Raw genomic sequence first — 17,103 nt, 5'->3', positions numbered from 1 at the left:
CTATAATAACAAACAATTTTGCAATCATATAAATACAATATGGCTTCTTAATAATTGAGTCAATCGATACGTTTTATAAACTTAAATTAAATAAAAAGCAGTGAGACAATCATCTATTCTTAATGAATAAACTTTTGTTTTCTCACTGCTCGAGAGATGCTCAATATTTAAATAACTTAATTCGTTTGCTTAGACTCAACATAAACTTTGTCATATCATATTAAAGTCACAACTGATATTTTTGTTAAAGATAAATTAATTGCTCAAGCTATCTCTTCTACCATTTAAATAAGCATATACAAGCCCAACAAAAATACCTCCACCAATATAGTTACCAATAAAGGCGAATATAATATTTTTCAATACGTGTAACCACGCCACCGCGTCAAAATCATAAAAGATCATACCTGAATACAATCCAGCATTAAATACGACATGTTCATAGCCCATAAATACAAAAACAACTACACCACAAGCAATAAAGAATGCTCTAGATAAGCCATCCTTAAATTGGATTGACACGTAAATGCCAATATTAATAAAGAAGTTACAGAAAATGGCTTTCACTAAAATTGCGTACCACGTTGCACCAACTGTTTTACCATCTACCATTTTAATTAAACTGTTAACCATTTCTGTTGTCATGATGGGAGTAAATTTCATTAATCCAAATAATATAAGGCCACCTATAATGTTAAATAAGAAACAAACAAGCATAATTCCAAATGCTTTATTCATACCAATAATTTTATAATACCAACCGACAGTTAAATACATAAAATTACTCGTTAATAATTCAGAATGTGTTAACACAATTAGGACCAATGCTAAACTAAAAGAAATAGCTGCCATTAAATTTATTAAACCTTCATTTGTCCCAGCAAATTGCGTCTTGATACCTAACATAAATACTGTAACGATAGCTAATAAAAATCCCGACATCACTGATTTAAGTGCATAACGTCCTGGCGTTTGATTAAACATAACTTCTTTCATTTGTACTTGATTGTTTATGTTTTCAATAGTTTCATTCGACATATATGTATCTTTTATAGACTTATTATTATCTATCATTGAATTTTAAGCACCTCTCGTAATTCATTTTTAACACTTTTTCATACTAATAACCATATTATATTGCTTTCACTTGATATTTAATAGTATATCAAGCAATTTTTTTAATTTTAATTTATTGCGAGTTTTCAAAAATTATCGTAAACTTCACTTGTATAAAAAACAAACTCAAGTTTATAGTCAGGAGTTTTTACTTTGAACACACAATTTTCGGTGTCAATACATATACTAAGTTTATTAGGGACAAACAGCATACCCATGTCTAGTCAATATATTGCAGACAGTATCAATAGTAATGCTACACTTGTTAGAAAATTATGCCGTCATCTTAAAGAAGGGCATTATTTACAAAGTAGCCAAGGTGTTACTGGATATCGTTTAACATGTCCGACAGATACTATAAGATTAGGTGACTTATACCAACTTATTTTTTCTAATGCAGATCATTTCGCCAAAATCCATGGAGACAGTAATGTTGAATGTCACGTAGGTAAAAATATAAGCCACGCGCTAGATAAAATCTATACTGAAGTTGATCAATCAATAGTTAATAAACTTAATACATTTACAATTAAAGATGTTATTAACCAACTATAAAAAAGCTTGTGCAACATGCTTACAACTCATTTAATATATGGAGTGAAGCGCGTAACACAAGCGTTTTATTTTTGTGAAGGTATATAAAAATAGGCATTTTGATAATGGTAGAGTAAATGAGAACAATCAAATGGAACTCCTGTTGTTGTATAAAATACTTGTTCGTAATTTAAACAAGGGTCTCCTTCTACTAACTCCAACTTGTTAGCATCCGAGGCATTTAATTTATCTACGGTAAAATAAATATCCGAAAAACCGATTTTAACCTTTAGGTGATTCTCTAAATAGTTAAAAATAGATTGTTCTGCGATCGATTCATTTAAAAATAGTACGATATCTTTATTAAAATATGACTGTTCATAACATAGAATATCTCCATTTACATAAACAATACGTTCTAATAAATAAACTGACACGTCGTCTTTTAATTTTAATTTTTGTCGAACACTTTCGGGTGGTGTTACTTCCTCTACTTTCAACACTTTATTTGTCACTTCAAGCCCTACAACCTCGTCACTAAAACCACCTGTAGAGAATAAATTAAGGTAACCTTCTCTTTGCTTATTACGTACATAAATACCACTACCTCGAGCTTGATATATAAATCCTCGTTTCTCAAGCACTTCTAAAGCTTTAATTACTGTACTTTTACTCACTTGGTACTGCTCTTTTAAAGTTTCAACACTTGGTAGTTTATCTCCTGCTTGAAAATGCCCTTCTTCTATAAATAAGTTAATCTTTTGCGCAATTTGTTCATACTTGAGCATATATTTACTCCTTTAAATTTTAAATTCAACTCATTATAACATGTACACGATATAAATAAACCGAACCAAATTTTTGTAAGGGTATTTACAAATTGTACCGGTATAATTATAATAGAGTTTAAATGAAACGCTTACATTATTGTAATTTATATTAAGTATATTAAGGAGCTGAAGCGTGTGGCTGATAAAAACGAGATCCTTGCACAAAATATTCTAGATGCAGTTGGTGGCGAAGAAAATATTGTCAATAGTACGCATTGTGCTACAAGATTACGTTTAGTATTAAAAAGATCTATTCCTAATGCTAAACAAAAAGTCTCTGAAATCGAAGGTGTTGTGACAGTTGTAGAAAATAACGGTCAATTCCAAGTTGTTATTGGAAATAATGTTGGTGAAGTGTTTAAATCCTTCGAAGGTCTAACCAGTGAACATCAATCCGATGACGATGATAGTTCTGAGAATAAAGGTTCAATACTTAACAGAGTTATTGCAACCATGTCTGCAGTATTTGCCCCGTTCATTTATATTTTAGCTGCAGCAGGTATTTTACAAGGTTTATTGATTGTCATAAATCTTATTATTCCATCATTCAAAGACACAGGGACTTATGAAGTATTTAACTTTATGTCCTGGGCACCTTTCACTTTTTTACCAATATTTATTGCCATGACGGCTGCTAGACATTTCAATGTAAATGTTTATATTGCTGTCGCTTGTACTGCTGCACTTGTTAGCCCAGATTTAACTAATATGATAGAAAGAATACAGGATGGAGAAGCAATCAAACTATTCGGTATTCCATTAACAGAAACAAGTTACACGTCTTCTGTGTTACCACCACTTTTCTTAGTATGGATATTATCTTATGTTGAAAAATATTTGAATAAATGGATTCATGATGTTGTTAAACCCTTATTCACACCATTTTTAAGTATTGTCATCATGGTACCAGTTACATTACTAGTTATAGGGCCTATCACTACAATCGCTGCACATGGTATTGCCGGAGGTTTTAATTATCTTGTAGACGTTGCGCCATGGTTAGCAGGAGCCCTTATTGGCGGTTTATGGCAAGTATTTGTGATTTTCGGAGTACACTGGGGGATTACACCTATGGTATTAGCTAACTTTGAACAGCATCAAAGTGACGCTTTCCAAGCATTCCAGACAATTGCCGTAATTTCACAAATTGGTGCTGTTATAGGAGTATTAATCAAGGCAAAACGTACAGAAATTAAGCGTGTAGCTTCATCGGCAGGTATTACCGGCATCTTCGGTATTACTGAACCATCAATGTATGGTATAAATTTACGCTTCAAAAAGCCATTTATTATCGCATGTATAAGCGGTGCAATTGGTGCTTTTATCGCTAGTTTCTTTAACCCTAAATATTATGCATATGCTGGCTTACCAGGACCAATTACAATCGTTAATGGTTATAGTGCTGATAATCCTTCATCAATTTGGGGAATTATCATCGGATCGACGATTGCTATACTTTTACCAATTATTTTAATTCAATTTTTAGGATACGGAGATGATACAACAGAAGAAGTAGAAAATAATGCATCTTCCCCGCTTAATGCAGAAAGTACAGAGCACCCTCTAGAAACGATTGTCTACGCTCCTATTGATGGACAAGTGGTATCACTTTCAGAAGTTAATGACCCTATATTTGCTGAAGGTATGATGGGAAAAGGTATAGCCATTAAACCAGAAGATCAAACAATTCATGCACCTTTCGATGGTGTTGTGAGCATGGTTGCGGCCAGTAAACATGCTATAGGAATCACTTCTTCAACAGGGGTAGAACTATTGATTCACGTTGGTTTAGATACTGTTCAATTAAATGGAGAAGGCTTCGAAGTTTTAATTAATGAAAATGATTCATTACAACAAGGACAACCAATATTGAAATTCGATAAAGTATTACTTGATTCAAAAGATTATGACAGCATTATTCCTGTCATTATTACTAATTCAGCTGAATTTAGTGAAATTATAACAACAACAGAATCACAAATAGTAACAAACAATGAACTACTCACTATCATTAATAAATAATAATCTATTAGGAGGCAATTAAAATGACGAAATTACCAAAAGATTTTTTATGGGGTGGCGCTCTCGCTGCCAATCAATTTGAAGGTGGCTATAATCAAGACGGTAAAGGGCTAAGTGTCATAGATGTTATGACAGGCGGCGCCCATGGCAAAGCACGTGAAATCACTCAAGATGTTGAGCCTGACAAATATTATCCGAATCATATTGGTATCGACTTTTATAATCGCTACAAAGAAGATATTGCTCTATTTAATGAAATGGGGCTGAAGTGCTTACGTACTTCAATTGCTTGGTCACGTATTTTCCCTAACGGCGATGAAAGCGAACCAAATGAAGCAGGTTTAAAATTTTATGATGATTTATTTGATGAATTGTTAAAATATGGTATTGAACCTATCATCACATTATCTCACTTTGAAATGCCGTTACATCTAGCACGTGAATATGGTGGTTTTAGAAATAGAAAAGTAGCAGACTTCTTTGCCCACTTTGCCGAAACAGTATTTACACGTTATAAAGATAAAGTTAAATATTGGATGACATTTAATGAGATTAATAACCAAATGGATACAGACAATCCTATTTTCTTATGGACCAATTCAGGAGTAATTATAGAAGAAGAAGAAAATCCTGAAGAGGTTTTATATCAAGTGGCCCATAATGAACTTATAGCTAGTGCAAAAGCCGTTAAAATTGGTAAAGAAATCAATCCAAATTTTGAAATTGGTTTAATGATTTCTCATGTTGCAATTTACCCTTATTCTTCAAATCCTGAAGATATGATGGAAGCGGTAAAAGCAAACCGCCTACGCTTTTTCTTCCCTGATGTGCAAGTGCGTGGTTATTATCCAAGTTACGCGAACAAAATGCTGACACGTAAAGGTTACGATATAGGTTGGCAAGACGGTGATGAACAAATTTTAAGTGAAGGTACAGTGGATTACATTGGCTTCAGTTATTACATGAGTACAGTAGTTAAACACGATGCTGAATCATACACAGGTGAAAATGTTACCAATGGCGGTTTAGCAAATTCAGTAGATAACCCTTATATTCAACAAAGTGATTGGGGTTGGGCAATTGACCCTACAGGTTTACGCTATACGTTGAATATATTATATGACCGCTATCAACTTCCATTATTTATAGTAGAAAACGGTTTTGGGGCAGTAGACGAGATAGATCATAATGGTCAAATTATTGATACGTATCGTATTGAGTATTTGAAAGCACATATAGATGCTGCTATTGCTGCTGTTGAAGAAGATGGTGTTGACCTTATAGGCTATACACCTTGGGGTATTATTGATATTATTTCATTTACTACAGGTGAAATGAAGAAACGCTATGGTTTAATATACGTAGACAGAGATAATGAAGGTAATGGTACGTTAGAAAGAAAGAAAAAAGCATCCTTTGATTGGTATCGTAAAGTCATTGAAACAAATGGCGAATCATTAGATTAAAGCTAAATATCATCATTGTGAGAAATGGTCCGGAACATAAATATATGTCTCGGACCATTTCTTATTATTATTTAAACTTGCTTAACACGTGTAATCCATAGGCAAAAATACCGTACCCAGCCAATGTACGTACTACCCATTTCAAAGTTTGATTGGGGACTAATTTTTCAGTTGCTATGATAGCTGGCACAAAAGTGCTAAATGAATATAATCCAAGCACTTTAATATATCGTTTTTTCATTAGACACACCTCTTTTCACTTTCTATTATATCTAAAAAAGTGGTGTTATAACTGCGCCATTTCTAACATTTCTTTGACGTTTTATACTTCTAATTATTTTCCACTAGTATTGCCAAATTATCAAAAGTGCTATTCATACCTTCTTCAACACCCATGTCTAACAACTGTTGTGCAGCTTTAGGATCGGGTAATTCAGCAGTAGATTGAACCATTGTAGTACCATTATCGTTTTCAGTGATATGAATAATATTGTGCATACCTGCCATCTTTTTATCTATATTTCCATCTTTATCAGCAAAGTAATCATTATAGTCGATTTTTTTAGGTTCAACGACTTCATTATAATGTGTCACTGTATAACTTGTTCCTTGGGGCGCATGGATTGCAAAAAATGCATCACCGCCTGTTTGTACATCATATTTATATACTTCTGTGGTAGCGCCTTGAGGGTGAAACCATTTTACAAACAATGATTGATCCGTATAAGCGTTAAAAATTTGTTGGGCTGTTGCTTTAAAGTTTCGCGTATAAATAATTTTATTTTCGTCTATTTGAATACTCATTTAAGATTCTCCTTCATTCATAATGATATATGACGTTATGGATTTAACTTTAGCATCTTTACGATGACTTTCAAATTTAAAAATGTCTGTAAAATAAACTATTGAACCATCTTGTGCTATTTGTGTTCCATGTATTGCCCCTACCTTTCCATGCGAAATATTATCCTTCACCTCTAAAGAAGCAATATTAATTTTATGATCTTCAAGTTCTTTATAAAAATCATCAAAACCTTCTAATTTGAAACTACCCGGCACTTCCCAAACAAAATCATTGGTAACTATATTTGATAATTTCTTCTTATCAACTGTCGCTGAAGCAATTAAAAATGTTAACATTGTCCTCCTCTTTGGCGCATTATCGCAGGACAAATCACCTGTTAATTCAAATGGAACTTCAAAATTCGTTTCGTTTTTAAAATTTAAATTATGTGCTTTTAATGCTTCCTCAAGCAGTTCAATTGCTTTAGGACCAATTCCATGAATGCCTAGTAATACGGTACGTTCATATTTAGATACCGCTTCTAATGACTTCACGCCTATATTATGCAAAGCATTTGTTGCTGGTTTTCCTATATTTGGTAAACCTGTGGGCATACCATCGACCTCCCCTTTTACGCTTACTATACCCAAATTAAAAACAATTAAATTTTATTCTCGCTATCTTATATTAAAAGATAGTTGACAAACAAAATTTCCTTCACTATCTTATATAATAAGATAGTGAAAAGAGGGATGCCATGTCAGTTTCAAATCAAATGATGAAAGGATTGTTAGACGGCGCCATTTTAGGTCTAATTTCTCAAGGAGAAACTTACGGCTATGAAATTTTAGATAAATTGAAAGCTCAACAATTTCCTGAAATCAGTGATGGGAGTATCTATCCTGTACTATTAAGATTAAGTAAAAAAGGGTATGTAACTTCAATTTCAAAAAAATCAAATACGGGTGGCCCAAAACGTAAATACTATAACATTACAGAAGAAGGTAAAGTTGAATTAGCTAACTTTATTTATAAATGGAATTATTTAAATAATGGAATGAACAATTTGATGAGGAGTGTTAATGATGTTGAGTAAAAGAGCAGAAGATTTCTTATTAAAATTAAGAATAGAATTATTATTTCGCGGAAAAAATGAAGATGAGGTAAATACAATTGAAGAGGAATTACGAGACCATATTACAATTGCTGAAGAGAATAATGAAAATATCGACTCTCTATTAAACACACCTATCAAGTCTTACGCAGACAAATTCTCAACACATTTAAATATGACACAAGGTTTGTTCAAATATATTTTATATTTCATATCCTTCATGTTTATTATGACGACAATACCTAGAATGTTAGATAATTCATTTCAGTTAACGATTGCTTTAATTTGTTATTTCCTTTTTATTTTTTTAGGATCATTTATCTTTATTTTATTCTTTGTCAAAAAATTAATTATGCGCTGGGGAGACAGTAAAATAACTTATACTATTGTTGGAATTTCATCTGTAGCTATTTTTGGTATATATATATTAAGTGAATATTTATTACGAAACTACCCACTTTATATAATTTGGTCACCTAATCAGACAACTAATTTTACCCTTGGGCTAATACTTTTATTATTAACAATGCTGACTTGCTTTATTTTAAAACAAAAATTTTACGCTGGTCTTATACTATTGTTATGTATACCCAATCTGATTGGTACGCTTTTTACAGGCGGTGACTTTACGAACAAAAACTATGTAATTATTTCTTCAATTATCTTATTGATTATAACTTGGAGTTTTATCATTTATACAATTATCAAATATTATCGCGAAAGAGAATCAAATGACACGAACCAATCATAAGTATGAGTGACATACTAAAAAGTTGAACCGTACCCCAGCCGAGCATGCACAGTCAAAATCGTATGATATGTATATAAAAAGGACTAATCCGTTTTAAAATGGATTAGTCCTTTACTTGAAGAATGAGCTTTATATCTAAGTCACACTCTACTATATTTAAAAACTGTATTAGTCTTCTAAAGCAAATTCTAAACTTACTTGGAATAATACATCTTTACCAATCATAACGCCACCTGTTTCAAGTGCTTGGTTAAATGTAATTCCGTATTTTTCACGATTAATTTTACCATTAACGATAAATCCAGCTGTTGTAGCACCATTTAATGGATTTTTACTTTGGCCTTCATATGATAAATCAAAAGTTTCTTCATTTGTTACACCTTTAATCGTTACATTACCTGTAACAGATGAACTATCCGCTTTTGTTAATTCAAATTTAATTTCAGGATAGTTTTCAACATCTAAGAAATCTCCACTACGTAAATGGCCGTCACGATCTTCTACACGTGTATCAATTGAATTAGCATTGATAGTGAAATCACCTGATAATGAACTTAAATCATTTAAGTCACCATCTAAATTTGCATCAAATTCTGTAAATCTACCTTTAATATTAGATATCATTAAATGTTTAACCGAAAATTCAACTACTGAATGTGCTGGGTCAAAATTAAATTTTGTCATTATAAATATACCTCCAAAGTATTTGAGTTTTTATGATATACTAATTATACCAACTATATAATATATATCAACCATAAAACCTTATTTTCTTTGTTACTTTAAATTTTATTCCCTTTAAACTAAAATTCATGCATTCAAAATATAAAATTTAAACGTAGGGATAATGATTTTTAGTGCGCCAACATCTCTTCTTTGATTTCAGTTTTCGTTAATTTTTCAGGGTAATAAGTTGGCCAGTTATCTAGTTCTTTCAACACTTTACCTTTATCATCGCCTGTAAATATATGGAAATGTTCTGTCTTCTTAGGTGCTATATTATGATCGCTGAACTGAACGTATTTTGGTAAATCTTTATTATTATCTTCTAATTTATATGTGTATCTAACGCCTCTATTACCTTTTTCATATTTCAAAATGTCTTTACCATCGTAACTATACTTTCCAGTTATATCTTTACCATTTTTGTTAAATGTAATTGTATCATCAGTAATTTTTATCTTATCTACATCTGTTTTATAACCTTTATCGTAGTATTCCTTATATTCTTTAGCAGTCATAGAATCATCATCTTCAGCTTTATGTTTCATCACTTCGTCTAGAGTGCCATCTTTAAGATAAGGATAAACTGATTGCCACTCTCCTTTATAATCAGATAATGCTCTATCTTTAACTTGTTTATCTTTAAAATAACCATCAGAAATAGCCTTATCATGTTTCGCTTCATGCTTATCATCATCACTATGGATATTGTCACTTAATGCTTTATCAATATTTTTAATATTTTCTTTCATTAGTTTTTGATAAGTTAAATTATCATCTTTTTGCTGTTCTTTATTCAATGATTCCATATTATAGAATTTTAATGGTTTCGCTGATGTTTCTTTTCTTATAGTATCTGTCACTTTATTAGATACATTATCTTCGTATAATATATATTTGGCATCTGATTCTTTGATTTCTTTGACAATTTTAGTAAGTGCTTTTTGTGATGGGTCTTCTGCATTCATATTCTGAACGCCTTTTTGAACAAAGCCATATCTATCAGCTAGATAACCAATAGATTCATGTGAAATAAATACAGTGTTGCCCTGCTTCTTACTACTAGTTTCTTTCATCTTCTCATCTATGTTTTTTAATTCATCATTTAATTTATTGTAATTTTTTTCATAATACTTCTTGTTATCAGGATCTTTTTTAATCAATTCATCTTTAATTGCTTTTGCAAAAACTTGATCATATTTAGGGTCTAACCAAACATGTGGATCATATCCACCATGATGATGGTGTTCACCCTGTTCGTGTTCATGCTCCTCTTCATGTTCAGATTCACCGTGACTATGTTGATCAGTGAGCAATTGTGATTTGTCTAATTTATTTTCTAAAGATAATTTCTTGTCATCTTTTTTAATTGTAGCTGCAACTTTTTTGGCAACTGGATCTAAATTATCACCAGTATATACGAATAAATCTGCTTTTGAAGCGTTTATAATATCTTTTTGCGTTGGTTCATAACTATGTAAATCTGTACCTGCTGGATAGATAGAATTAACTTCTACATGTTTCCCACCAATTTCTTCTGCAAAAGATTTTAAAGGAAAAACAGTCGTATTAACTTTTATTTTTTCGCTTCCTTTATTAGACTCTGCGTTACCACATCCTGCTAACACCATTACTAAAGCTATCATGCTAAACATGATATATGTATATTTTTTCATTTCTAAACCCCCAAATAGTAATTATTACGATTTATAATTATAAGCTTCTTTTTGCTAAAGTGCAATAGCAAACAGGGAATTAATCGTAACTTTTACGATTTAAAAAATATTAAAAAAAGCGGCATAACAATAACTTATGTTTTCTAATAAGTTTGGTTATGCCACTCCTACTAAATAAGTCTATATTAGTAATTCATAGAATATTTATATTTAGTAATGTACTCCAACTACAGTAAAACACTACTGATGAAGTTCTTATTATAAATAACTATGATTCACTGTATCATGCATATATAAGCCAAGATTATTTATCTAATAATTTTTTATAATTTTTATATTTATAAGGATCTTCTAATTTTTCACCGGCGACATATACAGTTGGTGCTGTCTCAACATGATGTTCTTTAGCTTGTTGTTGATCTTTCTTTGCAGCTTTCCAAGCTTTACTGTCTGGCGTTGTGTATTCATTTTTAATTTTATTTTTCATATCTTGGTTTATCGGTAATTTATCTATTTGATTATCTACTAATGATTTATTAATCCATTCCTTTTCAGAATCTGGCTGCTGCTCAAACATTAACTTTTGAAATGTTAAATATTGATCAGGTGCAACGTGCTTAATCGCGTGACCAGCTCTTGAACCTATAATAGAGTCATCACCTAAAAATGCCATATTTACAAATTGGTAGTCTACCTTGTCTTTATCGATGTAATCCTTTTTTAATTTAGGCATTACATTAGTTTCTACTTTTTTACAATATGGACATTTAAAATCACCATATTCGATTATTTTAATTTTGCCATTTTCATCTGTTTTATCATCTTTATGTACATGTTGATCACTTGAACATGCTGTGACTAATATCATAATAGCTACTAATCCTATACTTAACCATAACTTTCTCATATTCCTATTAGTACACCTCTAACTCGTTCTTGTATTATTGGTTATTCTTCAAGATCCATATTCTCTTCTTTATAGTCTGGTTCATTTTTGTGCAAATAACCTTTAGTATTAAAGTTCTTTACATATTTTGCTTTTCCATCTTCAAACTTATAAGTAAAATAATGAATTTCCGCATCATTTTTTAATGGTTTATAAGCGATTGTAACGTATTTCCCTTTTTCATTAACGTAAATATTGGCGTCTTTTTTATCGAATTTACGCTCGACGTCACCTTTATGTTGTTTAGCAAGGTTTTTTTGATATTGCTGTTGCTTATTTACTGCTTTATCTATTTTATCAGCATATTTTCCACTGCTACATCCAGCAAGTACTAGTCCAAATATAGCAAGTAAAATCAATAACTTTTTCATAGTATGAAACTCACTCCTAAAACCTATCCATTTATCCATTCCAAGTAGATAGTTTAATATACATTATCACCGTAAATCATATCATACACCGATTATATAAAATATACTATATTAATTTGCAATTAAACACATGACTTCACCGCAAATATATGCGTAGCAAAATTTATGTTATTCAACAATACTTTTGATATAATGAATATGTATCACCCAACTTATTATTAAGATATTGTCGTTTAAGGAGGCAAAAACAATGTTATTTGTGAAGATTACTCCTGAAGAGTTTGAAAAATTCACACACAAACACTTTTCACACTATACCCAAACACGTATAAATTATGAAGCTCAACAACAAGCTCATTTATTAGGCGTTAAAAATGACGATGGGAATGTTATTGCTGCAGGTATGTTTACAGAGGCACGCGCTCTTAAATTTTTTAAATACTTTTATAGTCAACGTGGTCCCATACTCGATTATTCCGATATTTCATTAGTTAATTTCTTTTTTAAATCACTAACTCATTACTTAAAACAACATAATTGTCTTTATGTCTTACTTGATCCATATATTTTAGAAAATTTAAGAAATGCTGATGGTGAAATATTACAGTCTTATGATAATAGAATGCTAATACGTACTTTAAACCAATTAGGATATCAACACCAAGGGCTACCTGTAGGCTATTCCAAAACAAGCCAGATTCGTTGGTTATCTGTACTTGATTTAAAAGATAAATCAGAACAGCAGCTTTTAAAAGAAATGGATTATCAAACACGACGTAACATCAAAAAAACTGAAGAAATGGGTGTTAAAGTACGTCAATTACCTATCGATGAAACAAGTCGTTTTTTCAAACTATTTCACATGGCTGAAGAAAAGCATGGCTTTAGTTTTAGAAATCAGCAATATTTTGAACAATTACAAAAAGACTATCAGGAGTATGCCTCTATACAATTAGCGTATATTGATTTGAATGAATATAAGGATGATTTAATTAAAAAGTTAGATTCACTACACAGCCAATTGAAAGATGCAGAAGTTGCATTAGAAGAGAGTCCAAATTCTAAAAAACAAAAAACGAAACGAACACAACTCATGCAGCAAATCACTAGCCTACAGCGTAAAATTAATGATACAGAAACTACTATTGCATCAGATGGTTCAATATTAGACTTAGCTGCTGCCATATATATTTATAATGATTACGAAGTATATTATTTATCCAGTGGTTCAAATCCAACATACAATGCCTATATGGGTGCTTATAAATTACAATGGGAAATGATAAAGTTCGCTAAAGCACATGGTATTGAGCGCTATAATTTTTATGGTATCACCGGTGATTTTAGTGATACCGCAATTGATTACGGTGTACAGCAATTTAAAAAAGGATTTAACGCGCACGTTGAAGAATATATCGGTGACTTTGTAAAACCTGTCAGACCTGTATTATACAAATTGGGTAAATTAATTGGTAAATTATAACAAACACATATGAAATAACCAAATCTATAAAAACACCCATTCATTCTATTAGCTATGTACTGCTTAAAGGTTAGGCTTGAAAGCCAACTTTTAGCTACATGCTAAAGTAATGAATGGGTGTTTTGAGTTATATCATTTAGTCTATTTTATATGATTGAAACTACTTACTAATTAATTGGAGTTCAATCGCTAGCGCCCCGTAAGCCAACTCGTCGGTTTGTGAGTATATCTGGTAAATTGATGCTAATTTTTGTGATAATTGTATATTGTTGCTAAAGCCAGTCACTTGATTAGAATAATGATTCAACAGTGCTTGAAAAGAGGTGAACACTTCAGTTCCAATAACCTTAACTGTTATTTGTTCCGTCGATTTTAAATTTGTAAAAGTAATAAAATCCCCACTTTGTATTCCCTGTCTTTTAGTATCATTTAACCTCACTTCAACGGTCTTTATACCTTCTCTTACTAATTGAAATGGTTCATCATTTAATCTCATCGAATGTTCTATAAGGCTCACGCTCCATTATTATAAATTTTCTTGTTCTTGTTCAATTTTACGTTTACTTTTCAACATAAACACACTGATTAAACTAATAAATGAAATAATTACTGCAAACCAAAAGGCTGCATGATAACCACTTAATAACGCTTCGTGTTGTATTTGCATAGTCATTTCTTTTTTACCCATGCCTTTGTAATCGCTCATATTAGGTGTGAAATCTTTTGCTACTTGACTCATGATTGTAATTAAACCTGCTGTCCCAATTGAAGCAGATATTTGTTGCACCGTGTTAGTCATAGATGAACCATGGGCGTTCATATCGCGAGATAATTGATTCATTGTATGCGTCATTAATGGCATTAACCCAAGTGCAATACCAATCATACGAATCGCATAAACGGTTGCTAACACTGCTGCAGAAGTATTTTCATCCATTATAACAAAATATGATGTTGTAATTACTACGATAAGCATACCGATAAACGCTAATATTTTCGCACCATACTTTTCATATAAAAATCCTGAAGCTACAGACATAATCCCCATTACGATTGCGCCAGGCAATAATATCAATCCTGATTGAAGTGCTGAATCATTCATTATATTTTGAACAAACATTGGTAGTACAGTCTCTGAACCTATCATTGATATCATTGTGAACGCCATAATAACAATACCTACTGCGAATTGACTATTTTTAAATACTGAAAAATCAAGTAACGGTGTTTCTAATCTTGTTTGACGGAAAATAAAAATCGCAACAAGAATTATACCACCTATAACTGATGTTAATACAATGGGATCATTCCAACCATCACGTGAAATTGAACTTGTACCATACAAGAGTCCACCAAAACCTAATACCGATAAGGAAATGGATAATATATCAATCGGTGCTTTCCTATTTGTCCCTACGTTTTTCACAAACTTAAATGCACCTATAAACGTCAATGCTGCAATTGGAGCAACTACGTGGAACAATGAGCGCCAATCAAAATATTCAACAAGATAACCAGATAAAGTAGGCCCAATTGCTGGAGCCAATCCAATTACTAGTCCAAAAGTCCCCATATATTTACCACGTTCATGTGGTTCGAATATATCTAGTATAGTTGTCATCATTAAAGGCATCATAATACCTGAACCAAGTGCTTGCACAATTCTTGCACTTAATAAAATCGTAAAGTTCGGGCTAAAGCCCGCAATAATCGTACCGATAAAGAATATTGAAATTGCTGTTAGAAATACTTGTCTTGTAGAATAGCGCTGTATCACCATCGCTGATAATGGTATAACGACACCGTTTGTTAACAAGAATGCTGTAGTTAGCCATTGTACTTGCGTATAATCTATATTAAAGTCTTTCATTATACTTGGTAATGCTGTGGTCAACAATGTTTCATTTAAAAGTCCAAAGAAACCACCAAACAACATCATCAATATCATTATTATTTTAGTTTTTTGAGTCATTTTTATCTCCTACATTTCTTTAAGTTTAGCCTCTGAGAAATTAGCCACATTGGTGCATTATACATATAATTTTCAAATATAACATTAAAAATACTCAAAAATATTGTAATTTTTACATCTCATTAATAAAACTGATCTTTTCGAAATAAATCGTAATAATTCCTATTTACATTTTTGTATATTTCCTCCATAATGACTTTTGTGAAGGAGGTCATGTCAAATGAAATTAGATTTACAAACCGCTCGACGTAACTTGAATAGCCCAAACATTAAAACTAGAAAACGTGCGCGCAAGATTATTCAACAGCATAAGCGTAATAAATAATTCATCAATTCCTATTTATTACAAATCATTAATTTGGTAGTGATATCCCTAATATTAATATAGTTATTAAAAAGATTTGATAAGCCCAATCTCAATTATTAAATAACTAAACAATCAAATATACAAATGTTAATACACATACAAAAGGTCCAAGGCATGAATAAATGCCTTGGACCTTTTACATAAATTTTATTTATTCCTTTAATTATAAATAATACTTGTCTATTACTTGTAAATCATCTGTCAGTTCATATATTAATGGAGCGCCTGTTTTTATTTCATAGCCAATAATATCTTCGTCAGAAACATTTTCTAAGTATTTAATTAGTGCACGCAACGAATTTCCATGTGCTGAAACTAGCACTGTTTTACCATCTAAAAGTTGTTGTGAGATTTGGTCATTCCAATAAGGTATTACTCTTATTAATGTATCTTTCAAACTTTCTGATTCAGGCATAACTCTTCTATCTAAATGTTCATATTTTCTATCATTTAAATAATCATTTCTTTGTTCTTCACCTTGCTTAGGTGGCGCAACATCATAAGAGCGTCTCCAAATATGTACTTGTTCTTCGCCAAATTTTTCACGTGCATCATCTTTATTCAAACCCTGCAAATCACCATAATGTCTTTCATTTAGTCTCCAAGATTTTATAACTGGAATGAACAATTGATCAGATTCATTTAAAAGATGAAACGTAGTCTTAATCGCTCTTTCTAGTAAAGAAGTATATACAATATCAATTTCGATACCTTGATCCTTTAATTTCTTACCAGAAGTAATGGCTTCGTTTTTACCTTGCTCAGATAAATCTACATCTGCCCACCCTGTAAATAAATTTTCAGCATTCCAGACGCTTTGTCCATGTCTACATAAAATTAATTTTGGCATATTATTCCTTCTTTCATTAATTAAAATATAATTTTTCTGATTTTTACAGAAATGTTACAGCGAAAATAATTTATGAAATATATCATAAATGCAATCAT

General features: G+C 31.4%; 19 protein-coding genes. 7 read left to right on the top strand and 12 right to left on the bottom strand.

Annotation, left to right across the window (positions count from 1 at the left end):
* Positions 1-255 precede the first annotated feature (255 nt).
* Positions 256-1,074 (bottom strand): formate/nitrite transporter family protein, encoded by an 819-nt coding sequence (locus J5E45_RS08465; RefSeq protein WP_208182009.1) that lies wholly within the window; start codon positions 1,072-1,074, stop codon positions 256-258.
* Between the two features lie 195 nt (positions 1,075-1,269).
* Here J5E45_RS08465 and J5E45_RS08460 point away from each other — a divergent pair, with 195 nt between their 5' ends.
* Positions 1,270-1,671 (top strand): Rrf2 family transcriptional regulator, encoded by a 402-nt coding sequence (locus J5E45_RS08460; protein ID WP_069792329.1) that lies wholly within the window; start codon positions 1,270-1,272, stop codon positions 1,669-1,671.
* 65 nt (positions 1,672-1,736) lie between these two features.
* Here J5E45_RS08460 and J5E45_RS08455 read toward each other — a convergent pair whose 3' ends face one another.
* A complete protein-coding gene (locus J5E45_RS08455) occupies positions 1,737-2,438 on the bottom strand; it encodes a GntR family transcriptional regulator (protein WP_069792328.1) in 702 nt (233 codons plus the stop codon).
* A gap of 177 nt (positions 2,439-2,615) precedes the next feature.
* Here J5E45_RS08455 and J5E45_RS08450 point away from each other — a divergent pair, with 177 nt between their 5' ends.
* On the top strand, positions 2,616-4,502 hold the full coding sequence (locus J5E45_RS08450) for a beta-glucoside-specific PTS transporter subunit IIABC (protein ID WP_069792327.1): 1,887 nt from the start codon (positions 2,616-2,618) through the stop codon (positions 4,500-4,502).
* Positions 4,503-4,525: 23 nt separating this feature from the next.
* Positions 4,526-5,968, top strand: a complete 1,443-nt coding sequence (locus J5E45_RS08445) for a 6-phospho-beta-glucosidase (RefSeq protein WP_039067307.1) — start codon at positions 4,526-4,528, stop codon at positions 5,966-5,968.
* Positions 5,969-6,035: 67 nt separating this feature from the next.
* On the opposite strand, the gene J5E45_RS08440 is transcribed toward J5E45_RS08445, so the two are convergent.
* The 3 genes from J5E45_RS08440 to J5E45_RS08430 form a co-directional block, all read right to left on the bottom strand.
* Positions 6,036-6,209, bottom strand: coding sequence for a hypothetical protein (locus J5E45_RS08440; protein WP_039067308.1), 174 nt, complete (start codon positions 6,207-6,209; stop codon positions 6,036-6,038).
* A gap of 89 nt (positions 6,210-6,298) precedes the next feature.
* Positions 6,299-6,772: an SRPBCC family protein gene (locus J5E45_RS08435; RefSeq protein WP_039067309.1), complete on the bottom strand. Its 474-nt coding sequence runs from the start codon at positions 6,770-6,772 to the stop codon at positions 6,299-6,301.
* Positions 6,773-7,366, bottom strand: a complete 594-nt coding sequence (locus J5E45_RS08430; protein ID WP_039067311.1) for a helix-hairpin-helix domain-containing protein — start codon at positions 7,364-7,366, stop codon at positions 6,773-6,775.
* A gap of 143 nt (positions 7,367-7,509) precedes the next feature.
* Between J5E45_RS08430 and J5E45_RS08425 the strand changes: the two genes are divergently transcribed.
* Positions 7,510-7,848 carry a PadR family transcriptional regulator gene (locus J5E45_RS08425; protein ID WP_039067312.1) on the top strand — a complete coding sequence of 113 codons (339 nt, stop codon included), beginning with the start codon at positions 7,510-7,512 and terminating at the stop codon, positions 7,846-7,848.
* Positions 7,838-8,617 (top strand): hypothetical protein, encoded by a 780-nt coding sequence (locus tag J5E45_RS08420; protein WP_039067313.1) that lies wholly within the window; start codon positions 7,838-7,840, stop codon positions 8,615-8,617. Before J5E45_RS08425 ends, J5E45_RS08420 begins: the two co-directional genes overlap by 11 nt.
* A 168-nt stretch (positions 8,618-8,785) precedes the next feature.
* Here the strand turns inward: J5E45_RS08420 and J5E45_RS08415 are convergent, their stop codons facing one another.
* The 4 genes from J5E45_RS08415 to J5E45_RS08400 all read right to left on the bottom strand — a co-directional run bounded on the left by J5E45_RS08415 (position 8,786) and on the right by J5E45_RS08400 (position 12,333).
* Complete coding sequence (locus tag J5E45_RS08415; RefSeq protein WP_039067315.1) at positions 8,786-9,301, bottom strand: YceI family protein; 516 nt, start codon at positions 9,299-9,301, stop codon at positions 8,786-8,788.
* 170 nt (positions 9,302-9,471) lie between these two features.
* Entirely contained in the window at positions 9,472-11,016 is a 1,545-nt protein-coding gene (gene adcA / locus J5E45_RS08410; protein WP_208182007.1) for a zinc ABC transporter substrate-binding lipoprotein AdcA, read from the bottom strand.
* A 304-nt stretch (positions 11,017-11,320) separates the two neighbouring features.
* The gene (locus J5E45_RS08405; RefSeq protein WP_208182006.1) at positions 11,321-11,923 is read right to left on the bottom strand and encodes a DsbA family protein; all 603 of its coding nucleotides are present in this window, start codon (positions 11,921-11,923) and stop codon (positions 11,321-11,323) included.
* Positions 11,924-11,964: 41 nt separating this feature from the next.
* The gene (locus tag J5E45_RS08400; protein ID WP_069792322.1) at positions 11,965-12,333 is read right to left on the bottom strand and encodes a cystatin-like fold lipoprotein; all 369 of its coding nucleotides are present in this window, start codon (positions 12,331-12,333) and stop codon (positions 11,965-11,967) included.
* 250 nt (positions 12,334-12,583) lie between these two features.
* On the opposite strand from J5E45_RS08400, the gene J5E45_RS08395 reads away from it, so the two are divergent.
* Positions 12,584-13,816 (top strand): aminoacyltransferase, encoded by a 1,233-nt coding sequence (locus tag J5E45_RS08395; protein WP_119585392.1) that lies wholly within the window; start codon positions 12,584-12,586, stop codon positions 13,814-13,816.
* A gap of 160 nt (positions 13,817-13,976) precedes the next feature.
* Here the strand turns inward: J5E45_RS08395 and J5E45_RS08390 are convergent, their stop codons facing one another.
* Entirely contained in the window at positions 13,977-14,312 is a 336-nt protein-coding gene (locus J5E45_RS08390; protein WP_080750265.1) for an ASCH domain-containing protein, read from the bottom strand.
* Positions 14,313-14,342: 30 nt separating this feature from the next.
* Positions 14,343-15,788 carry an MDR family MFS transporter gene (locus J5E45_RS08385; RefSeq protein WP_039067324.1) on the bottom strand — a complete coding sequence of 482 codons (1,446 nt, stop codon included), beginning with the start codon at positions 15,786-15,788 and terminating at the stop codon, positions 14,343-14,345.
* A 220-nt stretch (positions 15,789-16,008) separates the two neighbouring features.
* Here J5E45_RS08385 and J5E45_RS08380 point away from each other — a divergent pair, with 220 nt between their 5' ends.
* Positions 16,009-16,113, top strand: a complete 105-nt coding sequence (locus tag J5E45_RS08380; protein ID WP_017722768.1) for a putative metal homeostasis protein — start codon at positions 16,009-16,011, stop codon at positions 16,111-16,113.
* A 205-nt stretch (positions 16,114-16,318) separates the two neighbouring features.
* On the opposite strand, the gene J5E45_RS08375 is transcribed toward J5E45_RS08380, so the two are convergent.
* Positions 16,319-17,005, bottom strand: a complete 687-nt coding sequence (locus tag J5E45_RS08375; protein ID WP_039067326.1) for a 2,3-diphosphoglycerate-dependent phosphoglycerate mutase — start codon at positions 17,003-17,005, stop codon at positions 16,319-16,321.
* Between the last annotated feature and the right edge of the window lie 98 nt (positions 17,006-17,103).

Source organism: Staphylococcus shinii (assembly GCF_017583065.1).
GTDB lineage: Bacteria > Bacillota > Bacilli > Staphylococcales > Staphylococcaceae > Staphylococcus > Staphylococcus shinii.
This window is presented reverse-complemented; position numbering and strand designations above follow the sequence as displayed.

Bases quoted from the DNA above. Each gene is read 5' to 3' on its own strand.
- J5E45_RS08445 (WP_039067307.1), top strand. From the start codon at position 4,526: ATGACGAAATTACCAAAAGATTTTTTATGGGGTGGCGCTCTCGCTGCC.
- J5E45_RS08400 (WP_069792322.1), bottom strand. From the start codon at position 12,333: ATGAAAAAGTTATTGATTTTACTTGCTATATTTGGACTAGTACTTGCT.
- J5E45_RS08430 (WP_039067311.1), bottom strand. From the start codon at position 7,366: ATGCCCACAGGTTTACCAAATATAGGAAAACCAGCAACAAATGCTTTG.
- J5E45_RS08420 (WP_039067313.1), top strand. From the start codon at position 7,838: ATGTTGAGTAAAAGAGCAGAAGATTTCTTATTAAAATTAAGAATAGAA.
- J5E45_RS08440 (WP_039067308.1), bottom strand. From the start codon at position 6,209: ATGAAAAAACGATATATTAAAGTGCTTGGATTATATTCATTTAGCACT.
- J5E45_RS08465 (WP_208182009.1), bottom strand. From the start codon at position 1,074: ATGATAGATAATAATAAGTCTATAAAAGATACATATATGTCGAATGAA.
- adcA (WP_208182007.1), bottom strand. From the start codon at position 11,016: ATGAAAAAATATACATATATCATGTTTAGCATGATAGCTTTAGTAATG.
- J5E45_RS08375 (WP_039067326.1), bottom strand. From the start codon at position 17,005: ATGCCAAAATTAATTTTATGTAGACATGGACAAAGCGTCTGGAATGCT.
- J5E45_RS08425 (WP_039067312.1), top strand. From the start codon at position 7,510: ATGTCAGTTTCAAATCAAATGATGAAAGGATTGTTAGACGGCGCCATT.
- J5E45_RS08435 (WP_039067309.1), bottom strand. From the start codon at position 6,772: ATGAGTATTCAAATAGACGAAAATAAAATTATTTATACGCGAAACTTT.
- J5E45_RS08390 (WP_080750265.1), bottom strand. From the start codon at position 14,312: ATGAGATTAAATGATGAACCATTTCAATTAGTAAGAGAAGGTATAAAG.
- J5E45_RS08395 (WP_119585392.1), top strand. From the start codon at position 12,584: ATGTTATTTGTGAAGATTACTCCTGAAGAGTTTGAAAAATTCACACAC.
- J5E45_RS08385 (WP_039067324.1), bottom strand. From the start codon at position 15,788: ATGACTCAAAAAACTAAAATAATAATGATATTGATGATGTTGTTTGGT.
- J5E45_RS08415 (WP_039067315.1), bottom strand. From the start codon at position 9,301: ATGACAAAATTTAATTTTGACCCAGCACATTCAGTAGTTGAATTTTCG.
- J5E45_RS08405 (WP_208182006.1), bottom strand. From the start codon at position 11,923: ATGAGAAAGTTATGGTTAAGTATAGGATTAGTAGCTATTATGATATTA.
- J5E45_RS08380 (WP_017722768.1), top strand. From the start codon at position 16,009: ATGAAATTAGATTTACAAACCGCTCGACGTAACTTGAATAGCCCAAAC.
- J5E45_RS08455 (WP_069792328.1), bottom strand. From the start codon at position 2,438: ATGCTCAAGTATGAACAAATTGCGCAAAAGATTAACTTATTTATAGAA.